The sequence below is a fragment of the Corynebacterium sp. MSK150 genome (assembly GCF_030229215.1).
Taxonomy (GTDB): Bacteria; Actinomycetota; Actinomycetes; order Mycobacteriales; family Mycobacteriaceae; genus Corynebacterium.
This window is the reverse complement of the sequence record NZ_JASPHM010000009.1, coordinates 73,301-87,762: the sequence shown is the minus strand read 5'-3', so window position 1 is coordinate 87,762 and position 14,462 is coordinate 73,301. Positions and strand designations below refer to the sequence as shown.

Here is a 14,462-nt window from a genome sequence, read left to right as displayed (position 1 = left end):
GGGGCATGGATCCCGCCGTCTCCCTTGCCCACCAGTCTGCGCTGCGTTCGATCGCCCGAGTGGTCGAAGAATCGGCGCCGCATACGGAGGAGGGGAAGGCCTTAGGGGACGTCGTCAAACAGCTGCGCGAGGGCCCAGTGATGGTGCTGACTGGGGCTGGGGTGTCTACGGAATCGGGCGTGCCGGATTATCGGGGCCCGCGCGGCTCGCTCAGTAGGCACCGGCCGATGACCTATCAGGAATTTCGCCACGACCCGGCCGCGAGCCATAGGTATTGGGCCCGCAGCTTTGTGGGGTGGCGGGTTATGGATTCTGCGGTGCCGAATCGCACGCATTATGCGCTGGTGGAACTGGAGCGCGCCGGGCTGGTCAATGGCGTGGTCACCCAAAACGTGGATGGTCTGCATAAACAGGCGGGAACCGCGAGCTTGGTGGCACTGCATGGCGATATGGAAACCGTGGTGTGCTTGATGTGCGGGCACCGGGAGGCGCGGCCGCACTTCGATGCGCGCCTAGCTGCAGCGAACCCGGGGTACCTGGAACGCCTCGTGGTGGAGGCGGATCAGGTGAACCCGGACGGTGACGTGACGCTCGCTGAAGCGGACGTGGCAGCCTTCCGCATGGCAGGGTGCGAGCGCTGTGGTTCTGCATTGCTGAAGCCGGACGTCGTCTACTTTGGCGAGCCCGTGCCGGCGGAGCGCCGCGATGCCGCCTTTGCACTGCTGGGCCAGGCGCGTTCGCTCGTGGTGGCCGGCTCTTCGCTGGCGGTTATGAGCGGGTACCGCTTTGTGCTGGAGGCAAAGAAACAGGGCAAGCGCGTGGCCGTTATCAATGGCGGACCCGGCCGGGGTGATCAGAAAGTGGATACGCTGTGGCGCACGCAGGTGGGTCCGGCCTTTGACGCGGTACTCGATGAGCTGGGGCTATAACTAGCGCGGGATGCTCTCCACCAGTTCCAAAATGGTGCGCACGATCGCACGGACGCGTTTATCCATCGGCATATCCTCATGCAAGACCATCGCGCGGCGGTCGAAGTCCTGGACATAAATATTGCGGACCGTGCCCTCGGCGACGCCGCGGGGGTCGAGAAAGCAGGTCTCAGGCGGGACAACGACGGCGTCGGACCGCGTGGCAATGCAGGTATAGCTCACGCCGGATTCCAGATCGCCGTCCCGGTTGGTTTCGCGCAGCGCTTCACTGCCGACGACCTGGTCCATGCCCGCCGGCCCAAACCAGCCATCGATGATGGAGCGCAGCACCGCTTCTTGGCGCGGGGTGCGGATGAGGCGGCTGGCTATGCCCCCATAGGTGGTGCCGTGATTCGGGGCGCTAATGCACATCAGGTGCAGGACGTTTTCGGCCCCGCCCTCCATACGCATCCAATAGCGGGCAAGCAGCCCACCTTGGGAGTGGCCGATGAGAATAACCTTGTCCGCGCCGGTAGCCGCGCGGACGGTATCGATATAAGCGCCAAGCTGGCGCGCAGATTCCGCAAGCGGCTGGGTAGCGCGGTGCCCATAGTCAGGGGCGAAGACGGCCCAGCCGTCCTGGCGCAGTTCATTGCCTAGGAGCTGCCATACGCCTTTTGTATCGCAGGTGCCGTGGATGAGGATGACCGGCCACGGTCGCTGCGCAGTAGGACGCGTGCTCCAGTCATCTTCGAAGACGCCGCGCGGTTTGATGCGCGCGCCAAGGGGCAGGGTGGCGGCGGCATCGGCATCGAGGGCGGTGTCGCCCGGGCTGGTCTTGACCTTCTGGGCTTTGATGAGGTCCGCGATTTCGGCCGCGACCTCCTCGCGCAGTGCCGTGGCCTCGGCAGGGGAGGCGACGCCTCGACGCGGGGAATCGGTCAATTCCTTCTCGTTGGCACGCCAGAATTTGCGGAGTTGTTCGGAAATAGTGGATTTCAACTCAGCCATGGTTCCGGATTGTACTCGTTATTGCAGGTTAACTGTGTTTTTGTCAGGGGTGAAGAAATTTATGGGCAAACCCTTGACCATCCTACGAAAGGTTTATAAACTTAGGCTTGCCTAATCACGGGCGGTGCTTGCAGGAGGGTGCGCTCCACTCCCTCCTTGGGTGCCGAGAGATTAGTCATGGGGAGAAGGCCCACCGATGCGCTGTCGGTGGGCCTTCGTTGTGGGTAAGGGGCGATTCCTGGCCGGAAAAGGCGGCGCAAAAGGGGCGTAAAGGAAATATAAAGATTGCGAGCGGGAGGCGTAAAGATAGCGCAAAGATTGCCTAGGGCAGCGGGGGCGCGGTCCTAACGTTTGTGCTTAGCAGGTGCTGCCTTGGTACCGGCACCTGGCAGGAATACCTGTCAGGCACAGGAAAGTTTCACTCGCACAAGGGGGTTTTCCACATGTTGGACATCGTGGCAATCCTGATAGCCATCCTGACGGTTGGCTGTCCCTCCGTCCTCAACGAGCTTTTGGACGGTGATGCATAACCATGAACACCATTACAGCGGTCATTGGCCTCATCATTGTTGTGGCCTTGGTGACCTACCTCATCATTTCCTTAGTCGATCCGGAGCGTTTCGCATGATCGCCAGCATTGGGGCGGTGTTACCGCAGTTCCTCGCCCTCGTCGTCTTACTCGCGGCGGCATATGTTCCTTTGGGCAATTGGATCGCACGCAGCTACACCTCTGACAAGGACTGGGCGGTAGAGCGTTCGGTGTATAAAGTCCTGCGCGTTGACCCAAACCGTGGGCATAACAGCAAGAACTACAGCCGTGCATTGCTTGGCTTCAGCTTGGCATCCGTACTCGTGCTTTACGCGGTGCAGCGTCTCCAAACCGTTTTGCCTAGCTTTGGAAATCCCCGCACCGAAGCGGTGGAACCGTGGATGGCGTTTAATACGGCGGCGTCATTCGTGTCTAATACCAACTGGCAGTCCTATTCGGGCGAAGAAACCCTGAGCAATGGTGCGCAGATGCTCGGCCTGACCGTCCAGAACTTTGCCTCCGCGGCTGTTGGCATGTGTGTGGCGGTTGCGCTCATTCGCGGTATCGGTCACTTGGGATATAGCCGTGACAAGCTGGGCTCTGAGAGTGGGCAGCACCTCATAGGAAATTTCTGGGTCGACCTCACGCGTGGTTTGGTGCGCATTCTCTTGCCGCTTTCTTTACTGATTTCTTTCGTCCTTATCTTGGGCGGAACCATGCAAACCTTTGGCTCCAACTTGGTGAGCTCCGCGGGCGTGGATATTCCGCGCGCTCCGGTGGCTAGCCAGGAGGCAATCAAGCTGCTGGGAACCAATGGTGGTGGCATCTTCGGCGCCAACTCGGCGCACCCTTTTGAGAACCCCACTGGTTTTACCAACCTCGTGGAAATCTTTTCCTTGCTGGTCATTTCTTTCTGTTTCATTCGTGCCTACGGAGTAATGCTGAAATCCCAGAAGCATGCATGGACCTTGCTTGGCGTCATCGGCGGCATTTGGACCGTTATGGTTGCTTTGGTGGTATGGGCGCAGCACACTACCACCGGTGCGGCAGCCCAGGCTGCCGGCGGCAACTTGGAGGGCATCGAACAGCGCCTAGGTATTGACGCCTCCGCACTCTTTGCGGTGTCTACCACGGGCACTTCTACCGGCGCGGTCGATTCGATGCACGATAGCTACTCACCATTGGGTGGTGGCTTGTTGATACTCAATATGCTCCTGGGCGAAATTGCACCGGGCGGCGTGGGCACTGGCCTCTACGGTCTGCTTATGGTGGCAATCCTCGCCGTATTTATCGGCGGCCTGCTCGTTGGGCGCACACCGGAGTTCATGGGCAATAAGGTCGGCCGCAAGGAAATCTCCGCGGTGAGCTTGTACATCCTCACCATGCCTGTCCTCGTCCTGGTAGGCGTGGGGGCATCGGTGGCACAGCGCAAGCTGGTGGAGCTTTCCGCTACCAACTTCGGCGCGCCGGGAACCCCGGATAACGCGCACGGTCTCTCCGAGGTGCTTTATGCCTTTACCTCGGCGTCGAATAATAACGGCTCGGCCTTCGCGGGCCTGACGGTAACCGAGCCCTGGTGGCAAGTCACCCTCGGTATCGCCATGCTGCTGGGCCGCTTCCTCCCCATCGTTTTCACCCTGTACTTGGCGGGCAGCCTAGCCGGTCAACGCCGGCAGGCCACTACCGCCGGCAGCTTGCCGACGTCCGGCGTGACCTTCGCGCTGCTTACCATCGGCGTCATTGTGTTGGTCGCCGCCCTTACCTTCTTCCCCGTTCTTACCTTGGGTCCCATTTCGGAGGCACTCTCATGACAACACCAACTATGACCACTGAGCAACGCACTCCTCAGCGCCCTGCCACCAAAACCAGTGGGTTGGCTGCGGCAGCGTTAAAGTCGTTGCCGCACAAGATGTCCCCACTCGCCCAAGCCCGCAACCCCGTCATGTTCGTGGTGTGGGTAGGCGCCGCGCTGACTACCCTGTGGTCCATCTTTAGCCCCAGCGTTTATGGCTGGGTGGTGACCGTATGGTTGTGGTTTACCATTGCGTTCGCCGCGTTTGCTGAGGCATATGCCGAAGGCCGCGGCAAAGCCCAAGCGGATAGCTTGCGCGCCGTGCGCGATGACGCCACCGCTAACCTGGTCACCGATGGCGGCATCGAGGTCATTGCCGCTTCTGAGCTCACCAAGGGCGCTATCGTGCGCGTGGAAGCCGGAGAGACGATCCCGGGCGACGGCGACGTCATTGAAGGCGCGGCAACCGTCGATGAATCTGCCATTACCGGCGAGTCTGCTCCCGTGGTTCGCGAGGCCGGCGGCGATCGCTGTGCTGTAACCGGCGGTACCGTGGTCTTGTCTGATTCCATCTTGGTACGGATCACCTCGGAGCCGGGATCTACCTTCGTCGATACGATGATTGCCTTGGTGGAGGGAGCGGAGCGCCGCAAGACCCCGAATGAGATCGCGCTGAGCATCCTCCTGTCTACCCTGACTATTCTCTTCCTCATTGCGGTTACCGCACTGGCCCCAATGGGGTTGTTTACCGGCGCGGAGCTCTCCCCGCTCTCGCTGGTGGCCCTGTTGGTCTGCCTCATCCCAACCACCATCGCTGCCCTGCTATCTGCGGTGGGAATCGCGGGAATGAACCGCCTCGTGCACCACAATGTTCTGGCTACGTCCGGACGAGCGGTGGAGGCGGCGGGCGACGTAGCGACCCTACTCATGGATAAAACCGGCACCATCACCTATGGCAACCGGCAGGCCACCGGGCTTATCGTTGCGCACGGTGTCGATGAGCAGGAAGCTGCGGAGATAGCCCGCGTTGCTTCGGTTGCCGATGAGACCCCAGAGGGTCGCTCCATCGTGTCGTGGTTGACCGAAAACTATCGCCTTTCTACCGCAGCAGGAGAGGAAGAAAAGACCGCTGAGGTCATTCCATTTAGCGCTTCTACCCGCATGTCTGGGCTTAACCTGAGAGGCCGAAAGCTGCGTAAAGGTGCCGGTGATGCTGTGCGCCGGTGGGTAACTGAAGCAGGTGGCGACTGGCCGCAAGAAATTGCAGACTCCGTGACCCAGATTGCTGAAGGTGGTGGAACCCCGCTGCCCGTTGCTGTGGAAGAATCCGACGGCACCCGCAGGGTTATTGCGGTGGTGCAGCTCAGTGACGTCGTCAAGCCGGGCATGGCGGAGCGCTTCGCCGAACTGCGCCAGATGGGCATCAAAACCATTATGGTGACCGGCGATAACCCGTTGACGGCAGCGGCCATTGCTAAAGAGGCAGGCGTCGATGATTACATCGCGGAGGCCGCCCCAGAAGACAAGCTGGCCAGGATCCGCGAGGAACAGGCGCATGGCCGCATGGTCGCTATGACCGGTGACGGTACCAACGATGCGCCGGCGCTGGCGCAGGCGGACGTGGGTGTGGCCATGAATACTGGTACCTCTGCAGCGAAGGAAGCCGCCAACATGGTGGACTTGGATTCTGATCCGACCAAGCTTATCGATGTCGTGCGCATTGGCAAGCAGTTGCTCATCACCCGTGGGGCGCTTACCACCTTCTCTTTGGCCAATGACTTAGCGAAGTACTTCGCCATTTTGCCGGCTTTGTTTTCTACCCAGCTTCCGCACCTTGAGCGCCTCAACGTGATGCACCTGCACTCGCCGCAATCCGCCATTGTGTCTGCAGTGGTATTCAATGCGCTCATCATCGTTGCTCTTATCCCATTGGCGCTCAAGGGCGTGGCCTATAAGCCGGCCTCTGCTTCGTCCCTGCTCCGCCGTAACCTGGGTATCTGGGGCCTGGGCGGCGTAATCACCCCATTCCTAGGCATTTGGCTCATTGACCAGGTAGTCAACCTGCTTCCAGGTATATAGAAAAAGAAGGACCAAAAATGCGTGTCTATTTTCGTAACCTCGCCGCTGGATTCGTAGCCGTACTGTTGTGCGTTGTCGCACTAGGAATAATCTATCCCACTGCCGTGTGGGGAATCTCCCGCATCAAGCCGGACTCTGCCGAGGGCAACCTCATTTACCAAGGTGAGTGCCTAGCTGGTTCGACCCAGCTTCAAGATGGCCAGACTGAAGGCCCGTACTTCTTCCCCCGTTCCGAAGGTATGAGCAATTACGGCGCTAGTAGCTCCGAGCTAGAAAAAGCCGTGCAGGAGCGGCGCGGGGATATCGCCAGGCGCGAAGGCGCCGCCCCAGAAGATGTTCCCACGGATGCAGTAACCGGTTCCGGCTCTGGTGTCGACTCTGGCATTAGCCCTGCGTACGCTGAACTACAGGCTCCGCGGGTCGCTCGAGAGCAGGGGATGAGCACTGAAGAAGTGCGAAGCCTCATCGAGGACAACACAGAGCATGCCAGCCTCGGGTTCTTGGGCCAAGACGCAGTCAACGTCACTACTCTCAACCGAGCGCTGCCCATTCCCCCGTCCTGCTCATAAGATGAGTGCTATATGAACGACAAGAAGGTTCCGGCGAGCACCAAGCGTGGCGCTCTGAAGATCTACCTCGGCGCGGCGCCTGGGTCCGGTAAGACCTGTGCAATGCTCAATGAGGCGCACGGCCTTGTGCTGGCCGGCCGCGATGTAGTTATTGGCGTCGTGGAAGACCACGGGCGCGAATTCACTCGGGCGCTGTGCGATGGCCTTGAGACCATCCCGCGGCGCCACGCCGCCGGGCTATCCACCGGAGAACTCGATACTGCAGCCATCATCTCGCGCCAGCCGGAAACCGTTCTGGTCGATGAATTTGCCCATTCCAATCCGCGCGGTGAGGAACACGCTAAGCGCTGGGAGGACGTAGAGGAACTCCTAGCCGCAGGAATCGATGTGATTTCTACCCTGAACATCCAGCACCTTGAAAGCCTCAATGACGTAATAAACCAGATCACCGGTATTTCCCCGCAGGAGACGGTGCCAGACGAGGTGGTGCGTGCGGCGAACGAGATCGAGTTGGTGGATGTATCCCCGCAGCTCTTACGCACCCGCTTGAGGGATGGCCAAGTCTATAAAGAAGCGCGCATTGCCCCAGCCTTGAATAATTATTTTAGGGTGGGCAATCTGACTGCATTGCGGGAGCTTGCCCTGTTGTGGTTGGCGGACCAGGTTGATGAGGCTCTCGCATCCTACCGTTCTGAGCAGGACATTACCGATACCTGGGAAGCGCGGGAACGGGTGGTTGTGGCCATTCAGAACGTCGCGCACGCAGAACTGCTCATTCGCCGCGGGCGCCGCATCGCATCCAAATCCTCAGCCGAGCTACATGTCGTCCACGTAATTTTTGGGGACTCCTTTTCTTCCGGTGAATCTTCTGTTGCAGGTTCCGCTCAACAACTGTCCAAACTACAATCCTTGGCTCAGGACGTGGGTGCCCGTTTGCATCAGGTCACCGGTGACTCGGTGCCAGAAGCGCTGCTTAATTTTGCCCGCAGCGTCAACGCCACCCAGTTGGTCCTGGGGGTTTCACCACGGCGTCGCTTAGGCCTGCACTGGCGCGGCACCGTTGCTGAGGCCGTGTTGCGGGATTCAGGCAAGATTGATTGTCACATTGTTAATCTTCCGTCCGATAAGCCCTCGCCTCTTTCACCACTGCTGCGACCATTGCATTCCCTTCCGCGCCGGGCGGTGTCTTGGGTGGGCGCGGCTGTCGCTTTCATCGCCTTGACCGCACTGTTGCAAGGCATCGACGGCTCGGCATTGGGAACAGGCACGTGTTCTGCTTTTTACTTTGCGCTGATCCTCCTCGTGAGCATGCTCGCTGGCCTGTGGCCGGCGGTAATTACTGCGTTTGCCTCGGGCTTGGCGGTCAATTGGTTCTTTACCGAGCCCCTGTACACCTTCGATATTGCTGAGCCGGCTAACGCTGTCATCCTCGTGGTCATGGTAGCCATTGCCCTGGCCGTGGGCCTACAAGTGCGGCGCACCAAAATAGAGCACCATAATGCGTCCATTGCCACGCGCGATGCTGAGCTCTTGACGGTCTTTTCCCGCGCAGCCCTCAACCGCCGTGCGGACGTATCTCCCATCGACGCAGTGCTTCGCAAGGTAGGAGAGACCTTCGGCTGCCATAAGGCCGTGCTTCTTGACGCCTCCGGGGACATACTCTCTACCTGGCACGCTTCGGCGGCCTCGCCCCGGCAAAGTAGACACCTGCATATCCCCGCAAAGACTCATAAACGTGAGGTAGAAACGTTGGTCTCCAGCGAGGACACTACGGTCCAGATTGTGATGGAAGGCCCAGCGTTATCCGCCCGCGACCGTGCTTTGGTGGCGGTTGTGGCAGGCTATTTAGCCGGCATCGTGCGCCGCGACAAGCTTTCGGCTGAAGCCGCACGTGCCGATGCCATTGCTGCCGCTGATGAATTGCGTCGTGCGCTGCTATCGAGCGTGAGCCACGATCTGCGCACGCCCCTAGCAACGGCCAAGCTGGCTGTGTCCTCTTTGCGGAATTCCGAAATCGAATTCAGTCCAGAGGATCAAGAAATACTGCTGGCGGAAACCGCAGCTAGCATCGATCAACTCACGCTGCTCGTGACCAACCTATTGGACCACTCGCGCTTGAGCGCAGGAGCGGTAACCGCACGCCGGGAAACTGTCGAGCTATATGAGGTAGCCAATCGGGCTATTGCCTCCTGTGCCTTTGGACATAGCAAGGACCAACTTGGTCGCATTCATATTGGTTCTGGACTCCGTGGCCGCACCTGTTGCGCGGATAGCGTTTTGCTGGAACGCGTGCTGGCGAACCTATTCGATAACGCTTTGCGCTATGCGCCGAGCGGACCAGTCAACGTTGATGCGCAGGTTAAGGATGAACGCGTGGAGCTGAGTGTGAGCGATGAAGGGCCGGGAATTTCACCAGAAAAGCAGCGAGAGCTTTTCCAAGCCTTTCAACGCTTGGGTGATACCAGCAATGACAACGGGGTAGGTTTAGGCCTCTCCGTCGTTCGCGGATTTGTGGAGGCCATGGCCGGTACTATCACCGTAGAGGCCACCCCAGGAGCGACCTTTATCCTGAGTATCCCGCTGTGGGAGGAGAAAAGCCATGACTGATAAAAAGGCCACGATTGTCATTGTGGATGATGATCCGCGTTTGCTCACCACCTTGAGCATTAACTTTAAGGCACGAGGATATGAGGTGTATGCAGCCAGCACCGGGGCGGAGGGTCTGCAGGTGGTCTCCCTGTACCAGCCCGATGTGGTGATTTTGGATATGGGTCTGCCGGATATGGATGGGCGGGAAGTCCTTGATGGGATTCGTGGATGGTCAGCAATCCCCGTTCTGATTCTTACGGCCCGGTCCGATCCTTTATTTAGTGCCTCGGCTCTAGATCGCGGTGCTGATGATTATGTGACCAAACCCTTTTCCATGGAAGAGCTCTTGGCCCGTGTGCGCGTGGCTTTGCGGCATGGCAGCCCCCAGCATCCATCTGCCCAGCGGGAAGCCACGATGGTGCGGGCGGGCGATGTGCTTATCGACGTCCCACGACACTCCATCACCAAGGCAGGAAAGCCTCTTCACCTGACCCCCACTGAGTGGGGCGTGCTTACGACGCTGCTGCGTGCCCACGGCGGTTTGGTGCGCAAAGAAGATCTGCTCGCAGAGATTTGGGGCCCGGGCTTCGAAGGACAAAGCCACTACCTGCGCATCTACACCTCGCAGCTGCGCCGCAAACTGGAAACCGATCCCTCTGATCCCCAATATCTGCTTACTGAACCCGGGTTGGGATACCGCTTTGTTACCTCCCCAGGAGTCTAGGAGTAGCTGACGCCATTTTCTGCAGGGAACTACTCTTGCAGTGGCAATTCTGTGCAGTGGAGGGGTGCGAGTTGGTATCCATAACGCTTATGCGTCGAGGGCTTCGGTGTGCTCTGCGCATTTAACCAACTGCAAGCGCGTGAGAACTAAACATTTCAACTGGTCACCAGCGATTGTTCGTTCTCTAAATCATTTCTGGTGCTGCAGATTAGTTGCTTTTCCCTGAAGGGGTGACGGTGTCTGTCATGCTTTCCTGACCAAAGAACCTTCGAGCATATTTTGGGTAGAAGGGTCTATTAAATCAAGCTACGTTGTACGCACCGTTAGAAGAAGGAATAAGGCTCTCTACTTTCATAAACTTGGCTCGATTTATTGTGCCAACGTTGAAGGTTATGAATTAGAGACGTCTGGGGTTGAAAGCTTGGTATCTAAAAATAGAGCTCCTCAAGACTCCGGTGTTCATTTATCGCTGTCTGGGTGGGGCTTTATCTGCGCACCTGAATTCGTGCAAGAAATCTTGCACGAATCTCTCGGGTAGCTTACTGTGGTCAATCGTTCAGGAATTCTTGCACGATTGGAGTTGTGATGAGCCCACGAAAGTATGAGCATCCGGCCACCGAGGACCTTGAATTCGTCCGTGTTCTGGCTGCGGTAAGTGATCCCATCCGGTTAGAGATGGTTAGGCGCCTGGCAGACGGTCAGGAGCACGATAGTTTGACGCTCGCTGATGACCTGCCTCGATCTACCCTGACCTACCACACTCGGCAGCTGCGTGAAGCCGGTGTGACGTGGACAAGAAGCCAGGGACGAACTTGTGTTATCTCTTTGCGCAGAGGCGATCTAGACGAACGGTTCCCTGGTTTGCTCGATATGGTGATTTCGAATGCTTAAACAGCTGTGGCCGTTAGTTTTGGGCAGTGTAGCGCTCGGATTGGACGCATATGTTATCGCTGGGCTGATATCACAGATTGCAAACGACTTGGGTACAAGTGGCAGTGTGATCGGCTTGGGCGTTACCGCCTTCACCGGCGCGTACGCAATATCTGGTCCGCTGTTCTCGGGTAAGGCAGGCAAAGATCCACGGAGTGGTCTGCTTGGAGCTGTTGCTGTGTTTTCTTTGGCGAATGTCGTGACTGCAGTCTCGCCTACAGTGAGCGTTTTTCTCGTGTCGCGCTTAATCGCAGGTGCGGCAGCGGGAATTTATTCGCCGCTGTCCTCAGCCGTAGCGGGGATGTCTGTCCCAGCAAAGTATCGCGGGCGCGCACTGTCAATGGTGCTGGCTGGCTTAGCGGTGGGAACTGTCGTGGGCGTACCGGTGGGATTGGGGGTAGCTAAACAGCTAGGCTGGAGGGCTACCATCGGTTTGGTCTCGGCCATTGGAATAGTGGCGTTAGCGGGTCTAGCGTTGCGCAAGGCGAGTGTGGTACCAGCTGTGCCCTCCTCCTCGTTGGGGCAGCGACTCCGAGTCATCGGCCGAGTGGATAACTTCCTGACGACCTTAGTTACTTTCTTTGTTGGAGTGGGTTCGCTGGGGTTGTACACCTATATTCCTGTAGTGCTTGATCGTGTGCAGGTAGGCACCATTGCTGGCATGTGGGTCTGGGGTATCGGCGGGGCAGTGGGTGCTTTTGGGATTGGGAGGGTGCTTGACAAGGTTAATAGTTCACGAAAACTAACGGTCATTATCATTGCATTACTCGTGATTGATTTCGCTCTACTGCTGCTCTTCCCTTCGAGCCACGTGGTGGCAGTGGTGTGTCTTTTTGCTTGGGGGCTTTTGGGGTGGTCGTCTATGGCGCCGCAGCAGCATTCGATGCTCAGTGCAAACCCTGATGAAGGGGCGACTGCTGTTGCTGTTAATGCATCTGCGAACTACCTTGGCTCGGCAGTCGGCTCCGCAGTGGGTGGATTACTGTTGCCCTCCTCCACGGGAATCCTGTTAGGAGCATTAGGTGCAGTCCTAGTAGGAATCGTCTGCAGTATTGGGGCCAGTGCCTCTTCTCGCTCTCATACTGGGGACAATGTGAATTAGGAATACTTCGGATTGATGGGACGATGCCCGAATTGACATAGTCGAGCTCTTCGTCGCATTCCCTTTGAGACCTTTGCTTTGACACTCTTAGCAGCTAAAAGGACTGATCCTAGGCCTTTGATTTTCTCGCAGTAAATCATGTCAGTATCGGTATCACTGAAGCTACCGCGGAAAAGAATAATGAAATGCGCGGACCGCTGCCGCGCTGCGAAGTCCCCGCTACACTCGCGCTTATGACCGATCTGCAGCATGTCCACTCCGTTGATGAGGCGGTAAATCGCCTGATTGAGATTTACGAGAATTCCTGCGAGCTTGCGCGCAAGACTTTGGAATCAGGAAACCTTGATGACTATCGCTATGTCGTCTATCCCAAGGTCACGGTGGATATCCGCAAATGGCAGCCGATCGATCGTTCCGAGCCGTTTGGCTACGTCAACGAGGCGGGCAAGTACTCGGCGGTAATCTCCAAGCCGCACATCATTCGGGACTACCTGCACGAGCAGCTCACCCGCTTGGCGGGCAATTATCCGTGCGATATTTTTGTTGGCCAATCGGACCAGCGCATCCCGCCGGAGTACATCAAGGACACGGCCACGGCACCACAGGAACGCGGGCCTATTCCGCGGCCGACGTTGGATGAGGTCAACGATGCGATCATTGATGGCGAATGGGATGCCTTCCACGGCGAGGAAAAGCCGCTATTCCACTTTGGCGCCCAGCGCTTTGATATCGCCTGTGCGCGCATCGAGCATTACACCGGCATCGAGGTCGATACGGTGCAGAAATACATTCTGTTTACTAACTATGCGATGCACACCACCGAGTTTGTGAAATTCGGTCTGCGCGAGCTGACCAAGGAAGACTCGCGCTATACCGCCTTGGTGCTGCCCAATGGGGAGACCATCCATCCCAATGATGCGGTGGACCTCGATGTGGACGGTTTAACCTTGACCTCCCGGTACCAAATGCCGCGCTTTGACCTTATTACTGCCGGTGGTGATGGCATTACGATGATCAATATCGGTGTAGGGCCCTCCAACGCCAAGACCATTACGGATTGCTTGGCGGTGCTGCGGCCGGAGGCATGGATCATGATTGGTCACTGCGCCGGCATGGACGGCCGCATGCGCATCGGTGACCTGATTTTGGGCAATGCCTATCAGCGCAATGACCACATCTTGGATCAGAAGGTTGCGGCGACCTCTCCCATCCCGGCGATTCCAGAGGTACAGCGCATGCTCGAATCCGCGGTAAAGGCGGTATACGGCGACGATAACTCGCTCATGCGTACCGGCACGGTGCTCTCCACCGATGATCGCAACTGGGAGTGGCGCACCAATCGGGATCTGTGGGAGTGGCTGCGCACCTCCACCGCGGTGGCAGTGGATATGGAGTCATGCACGCTTGCGGCCAATGGCTACCGCTACCGTGTACCTTATGGCACGCTGCTGTCGGTCTCTGACCTGCCGTTGCATGCGGTGCCGAAGCTGCCGGCGCAGGCGCAGGCCTTCTACTCCAATTCGAAGGAAGCCCACGTGATGTGTGCGGTGCGCGCCATGGAGCATCTGGCCGAGAATCCGGAACGCTTGCGCACCCGCAAGCTGCGCCGGACTTTGGGCGAGGTCCCATTCCGGTAGGTGCCTTTCCTTTGGCAGGCATCGCTCGTTAAACTACAAAGAAAGCCCATGACGCAAAAGGAGCCACACAATCGTGACTGAAAATTGGATCCACCCGGACCGGGAAAACCTCACCTGGGAGGTCTTCGGCGAGGCGAGCCGTAACCTATCGGAACAGATTGTGGAATCTGGCTGGTTCCCAGACCTCATCGTGGGCGTCGCCCGCGGCGGCCTGATCCCAGCCGGCGCTATCGGTTATGCCATCGGCGTGAAGGCCATGGGCGCTATCAATGTGGAGTTCTACACCGATATCGGACAGACCCTAGACGAGCCTGTAATCCTTTCTCCGCAGCTGGATACGGATTCGTTGAAGGGCAAGAAGGTCCTGGTTGTCGATGACGTCGCGGACTCCGGCAAGACCCTCGATCTGGTGGTTAACCTGCTCAAGGAAACCGCAGACGATGTGCGCTCGGCCGTCATTTACACCAAGCCGAAGACTATTTTTGAGCCGGACTTCTCGTGGAAGAAGACCGATCAGTGGATCAACTTCGCCTGGTCCGTGCTGCCCGTGATCACCGCGGATGGCTCGTTTAAGGAAGGCTCCTAAAGTCCA

General features: G+C 58.1%; 12 protein-coding genes. 11 read left to right on the top strand and 1 reads right to left on the bottom strand.

The window, feature by feature from the left end:
* Positions 1-5: 5 nt before the first annotated feature.
* Positions 6-929: a Sir2 family NAD-dependent protein deacetylase gene (locus QP941_RS07290; RefSeq protein ID WP_284769375.1), complete on the top strand. Its 924-nt coding sequence runs from the start codon at positions 6-8 to the stop codon at positions 927-929.
* Here QP941_RS07290 and QP941_RS07285 read toward each other — a convergent pair whose 3' ends face one another.
* On the bottom strand, positions 930-1,919 hold the full coding sequence (locus QP941_RS07285) for an esterase/lipase family protein (protein WP_284769374.1): 990 nt from the start codon (positions 1,917-1,919) through the stop codon (positions 930-932). It lies immediately after the preceding gene.
* Positions 1,920-2,451: 532 nt separating this feature from the next.
* On the opposite strand from QP941_RS07285, the gene kdpF reads away from it, so the two are divergent.
* The 10 genes from kdpF to QP941_RS07235 all read left to right on the top strand — a co-directional run bounded on the left by kdpF (position 2,452) and on the right by QP941_RS07235 (position 14,456).
* Entirely contained in the window at positions 2,452-2,547 is a 96-nt protein-coding gene (gene kdpF, locus QP941_RS07280) for a K(+)-transporting ATPase subunit F (protein WP_086589010.1), read from the top strand.
* Positions 2,544-4,259, top strand: coding sequence for a potassium-transporting ATPase subunit KdpA (kdpA, locus tag QP941_RS07275; protein WP_284868532.1), 1,716 nt, complete (start codon positions 2,544-2,546; stop codon positions 4,257-4,259). Before kdpF ends, kdpA begins: the two co-directional genes overlap by 4 nt.
* Positions 4,256-6,319 (top strand): potassium-transporting ATPase subunit KdpB, encoded by a 2,064-nt coding sequence (kdpB, locus tag QP941_RS07270; protein ID WP_284868530.1) that lies wholly within the window; start codon positions 4,256-4,258, stop codon positions 6,317-6,319. Before kdpA ends, kdpB begins: the two co-directional genes overlap by 4 nt.
* Before the next feature lie 17 nt (positions 6,320-6,336).
* Positions 6,337-6,888, top strand: a complete 552-nt coding sequence (locus QP941_RS07265; RefSeq protein ID WP_284868529.1) for a potassium-transporting ATPase subunit C — start codon at positions 6,337-6,339, stop codon at positions 6,886-6,888.
* Between the two features lie 12 nt (positions 6,889-6,900).
* Positions 6,901-9,495 carry an ATP-binding protein gene (locus tag QP941_RS07260; protein ID WP_284868527.1) on the top strand — a complete coding sequence of 865 codons (2,595 nt, stop codon included), beginning with the start codon at positions 6,901-6,903 and terminating at the stop codon, positions 9,493-9,495.
* Entirely contained in the window at positions 9,488-10,201 is a 714-nt protein-coding gene (locus tag QP941_RS07255; protein WP_284767216.1) for a response regulator, read from the top strand. Before QP941_RS07260 ends, QP941_RS07255 begins: the two co-directional genes overlap by 8 nt.
* Positions 10,202-10,786: 585 nt before the next feature.
* Positions 10,787-11,092 carry an ArsR/SmtB family transcription factor gene (locus QP941_RS11675; RefSeq protein ID WP_005326349.1) on the top strand — a complete coding sequence of 102 codons (306 nt, stop codon included), beginning with the start codon at positions 10,787-10,789 and terminating at the stop codon, positions 11,090-11,092.
* Positions 11,085-12,233 (top strand): MFS transporter, encoded by a 1,149-nt coding sequence (locus tag QP941_RS07245; protein ID WP_284868526.1) that lies wholly within the window; start codon positions 11,085-11,087, stop codon positions 12,231-12,233. The genes QP941_RS11675 and QP941_RS07245 overlap by 8 nt, the downstream gene beginning before the upstream one ends.
* A gap of 233 nt (positions 12,234-12,466) precedes the next feature.
* Positions 12,467-13,870, top strand: coding sequence for an AMP nucleosidase (gene amn / locus QP941_RS07240; RefSeq protein ID WP_284868525.1), 1,404 nt, complete (start codon positions 12,467-12,469; stop codon positions 13,868-13,870).
* 73 nt (positions 13,871-13,943) lie between these two features.
* Positions 13,944-14,456: a phosphoribosyltransferase gene (locus QP941_RS07235; protein ID WP_150851023.1), complete on the top strand. Its 513-nt coding sequence runs from the start codon at positions 13,944-13,946 to the stop codon at positions 14,454-14,456.
* Positions 14,457-14,462: the final 6 nt, after the last annotated feature.